We start from the raw sequence: 2,592 nt of genomic DNA on the forward strand, positions 1-2,592 counted from the left end.
AGTAAGCGTCCGCCGAACACACATTGAATCGGGCTTCAGATTTCGTCAGTATGCATTTCTCCACTACTCGATCGTGGAGTAGTTCAACCCAGCAGGTGGAGAAATGCGCACCATGGAACGTGAAGAGATTGAAGGCCGACGCCGCCGGCGCAACTACACGGCGCAATTTAAGGATGAAGTCATCGAGTGCTGCAAGCAACTGGGTGTGTCCATTGCCGCCGTCGCCCGCGCTTATGACCTTCATCCGAATCTGCTGCGACGATGGGTCGCCGAGCATGAGCGCGGCGGTCGACAGACATTGCCCGAACCGGTATCGGGATCAGCCTTGCAGGTGGGCGCACCCGACCACTGCGGCGGCTTTATTCCAATCACCATGCCCCAGCGTGTGGCTACCACCCCCTCAGGTAAAGGCTCCATCAATATTGAACTATGCAGCGGCGATATCGTTGCGAGGGTGAACTGGCCCATCCATGCGTCGGGCGAGTGTGCATCGTGGCTACGCCAGTTGATGAAATGATTCGCATTGATCAAATCTGGCTGGCCGTCGATCCCATGGATATGCGCGCCGGCACGGAGACCGCGTTGGCGCGCGTCGTCACCGTCTTCGGTGCGGCACAGCCCCACCATGCCTATCTCTTTGCCAACCGGCGAGCCAATCGAATGAAGGTGCTGGTGCACGACGGCATGGGGATCTGGCTGGCCGCTAGGCGCCTGCATAAAGGGCGCTTTACCTGGCCGCGCTCCGGTACACCTGACGTGGGATTAACCGATGAGCAGCTGCAAGCGCTCGTCATTGGCCTGCCATGGCAGCGCATCGGCCCAGGTGGGATCATCGACATCCTGTAATGCAATCGGGGCATGCGCCAATGGCACCGCCCAAACGTGGCATGGCACACTAATGGCTATGATTGCTTCTGCCCCAAACCTCGACGAACTTGACGCGCATGCCTTGCGCGAGAAGGTTCGCGGCCTGATGGCGGCGCTGGGAGAGAAGGAACAAACGCTAGCCCACACCGCTGAGCAGTTGCTGCACCACGAGCAAGCGTTAGAAGAAACGCGCCAGCTCCTGGTGCGTCGCGAACAGATGCTCGCGACGCACCGCGATGACATCCGCTTTAAAGAGGCCAAGATCGCGCAGCTCACCCACGAGATTGCCAGCCTGCGCCGTTACCAGTTCGGCAAGCGTGGCGAACAGCTCTCCGGCATGCAAGGCAGTCTGTTGGAAGAGACGGTGTGCGCAGATATCGCCGCCATCGAAGCCGAACTTGACGTGTTACGCGGCGAACCGCTCGCCCGAGCCGTGCAGCAGCCCAAGCGCGCGGTGCTGCCCGAGTACCTGCCACGGGTTGAGCATCGTCACGAACCCGAGAACACCACATGCCAATGTGGCTGCCAGTTGCAGCGCATCGGCCAAGACGTATCCGAAAAACTCGACTACACGCCCGGTCTCTTTACCGTGGAGCGCCATATCCGTGGCAAATGGGTCTGCAAGCAATGCGAGACGCTGACGCAGGCACCGGTGCCGGCCCACGTCATCGACAAGGGACTCGCCAGCACGGGGTTGCTGGCTCAAGTGTTGGTAGCCAAGTACGCGGATCACCTGCCGCTGTACCGCCAGGAGAAGATCTTCGAGCGCGCCGGCATGAGGCTTGCGCGCTCCACGATGGCCGAATGGGTAGGCGTGTGTGGCGTGCAATTACAGCCACTGGCCGATGCGCTTCGCGAAGCGATCCTCGCACACCGTGTGGTCCATGCCGATGAAACACCCGTGCAAATGCTCCAACCGGGCACGAAGAAAACGCACCGGGCCTACCTCTGGGCCTACGCGCCTGGCGCCTTCGAAGACCTGCGGGCCGTCGTCTACGACTTTACCGACGGCCGGGCCGGCGCGCATGCCCGCACCTTCCTGGGCGATTGGCAAGGCAGTCTATTGTGTGACGACTACGTGGGCTACAAAGCATGTTTTACGCAGGGCATCACCGAAATTGGTTGCATGGCGCACGCCCGGCGCAAGTTCTTCGACTTGCACGTGGCCGCCAAGAGCCAGCTCGCGCAACAAGCCGTGCAGTACATGGGCCAGCTCTACGAAATCGAACGTCAGGTGAAAAACCTGACTACCGACGAGCGAAGGCAAAGACGACAGGAGCAGGCCAAGCCTGTGGCCGATGCCTTACATGCCTGGATGCGGGCGCAGCGAGAGCGCGTGCCAGATGGTTCGGCCACGGCCAAAGCTCTGGACTACAGCCTGAAACGCTGGGTGGCGCTGACGCGTTACCTGGATGATGGGCAGTTGCCGATTGATAACAATTGGATCGAGAACCAGATCCGACCCATTGCCATCGGTCGCAACAACTGGCTGTTCGCCGGTTCCTTGCGTGCCGGAAAGCGTGCCGCCGCCGTCATGACCTTGATCCAATCGGCCAAACTCAACGGCCATGATCCCTATGCGTATCTGAAGAACATCCTCACACGCCTGCCCACACAACCGGCCAGCCGGATCAGCGAACTGCTGCCGCATAACTGGAAACCCTCTTGTTGAGTTAACAGTGTTAACTCCATCGATCCATCGAGACGGGTTGCCCGAACGCTTAC

General features: G+C 60.2%; 3 protein-coding genes. All 3 read left to right on the forward strand.

Going from position 1 to position 2,592, the window contains the following annotated elements:
• Positions 1–112: 112 nt before the first annotated feature.
• Positions 113–517, forward strand: a complete 405-nt coding sequence (locus EKL30_RS18680; RefSeq protein WP_158618445.1) for a transposase — start codon at positions 113–115, stop codon at positions 515–517.
• On the forward strand, positions 514–846 hold the full coding sequence (gene tnpB / locus EKL30_RS18685) for an IS66 family insertion sequence element accessory protein TnpB (protein WP_158618446.1): 333 nt from the start codon (positions 514–516) through the stop codon (positions 844–846). Before EKL30_RS18680 ends, tnpB begins: the two co-directional genes overlap by 4 nt.
• 238 nt (positions 847–1,084) lie before the next feature.
• Positions 1,085–2,539, forward strand: a complete 1,455-nt coding sequence (locus tag EKL30_RS18690) for an IS66 family transposase (protein ID WP_233583272.1) — start codon at positions 1,085–1,087, stop codon at positions 2,537–2,539.
• Positions 2,540–2,592: the final 53 nt, after the last annotated feature.

Origin of the sequence: Candidimonas sp. SYP-B2681 (assembly GCF_003971065.1) — a bacterium.
GTDB lineage: Bacteria > Pseudomonadota > Gammaproteobacteria > Burkholderiales > Burkholderiaceae_B > Pollutimonas.

Excerpts from the sequence above, each read along its gene's own strand:
- EKL30_RS18680 (WP_158618445.1), top strand. The coding sequence starts at position 113 with ATGGAACGTGAAGAGATTGAAGGCCGACGCCGCCGGCGCAACTACACG.
- tnpB (WP_158618446.1), top strand. The coding sequence starts at position 514 with ATGATTCGCATTGATCAAATCTGGCTGGCCGTCGATCCCATGGATATG.
- EKL30_RS18690 (WP_233583272.1), top strand. The coding sequence starts at position 1,085 with ATGCTCGCGACGCACCGCGATGACATCCGCTTTAAAGAGGCCAAGATC.